We start from the raw sequence: 641 nt of genomic DNA, 5'->3' as shown, positions 1-641 counted from the left end.
CGCTCCGGTCTGCGGGTCCAGTTGGTGCAGCGCCGGGGCTTTGATGTCGACCCAGTATAGCAGGCCAGCGCGGTCATCCCATGCAGGCCCTTCCCCAAGACCGAAGGTGAGGTCGGGCAGTAAGCGTGTGACAGGGGAATGGTGCATGGGGCTCTCCGATATCGCTCAAGCGGCGGGGGATGTGGCAAGCACTTCTGCCAGACCCGCCAGGTCCGTATCGCTTACGCTGTCTTCAAGGATGACCGGCTCAGAGGCATGGGTGCAAAAATGAACCGGCAGGCTCTGCTCAAGGCTGCGCAGTACGAAACCGGAGAGTTCCAGCGCCGGAGAGGGCTGGGTGTCGGTCACCGCGCCCTCGAAATCATAGTGCAGTGTCGCCATATCGCCCTGCACAGACAAGGGGTGGGTCATGGGCGATGTGACCAGCGTAAGCCCGCGTTGCTTGGAAAATAGCCCCGAGGCTTTAACCTCCATAAGCGTTTCCCCCGGCGCGGCGGGGGGGCTGAGCTTGCCGATGGTCCGGGCGGCATTATAGGTCATCCCAATCACTTCCGCCGGGGCATCGAGGGGAAACTCCAGCTGCGTGTCCGGCGTGATGCGCAGCAGATCCGCCGCTGCCAGCTTGGTCTCCCGGTGTTCAA

General features: G+C 62.9%; 2 protein-coding genes. Both read right to left on the bottom strand.

The window, feature by feature from the left end:
- Nucleotides 1-147: SMP-30/gluconolactonase/LRE family protein (locus tag A3722_RS23425; RefSeq protein WP_201722035.1), on the bottom strand; the 147-nt coding region annotated here is incomplete at its 3' end.
- Nucleotides 148-165: 18 nt separating this feature from the next.
- Nucleotides 166-641: hypothetical protein (locus tag A3722_RS24325; protein WP_161488219.1), on the bottom strand; the 476-nt coding region annotated here is incomplete at its 5' end.

This window comes from Sulfitobacter sp. HI0027, assembly GCF_001634775.1.
In the GTDB taxonomy this organism is placed as follows: domain Bacteria; phylum Pseudomonadota; class Alphaproteobacteria; order Rhodobacterales; family Rhodobacteraceae; genus Sulfitobacter.
Note: the sequence above shows the minus strand (reverse complement) of the source record. Positions and strands in the feature narration are given on the sequence as shown.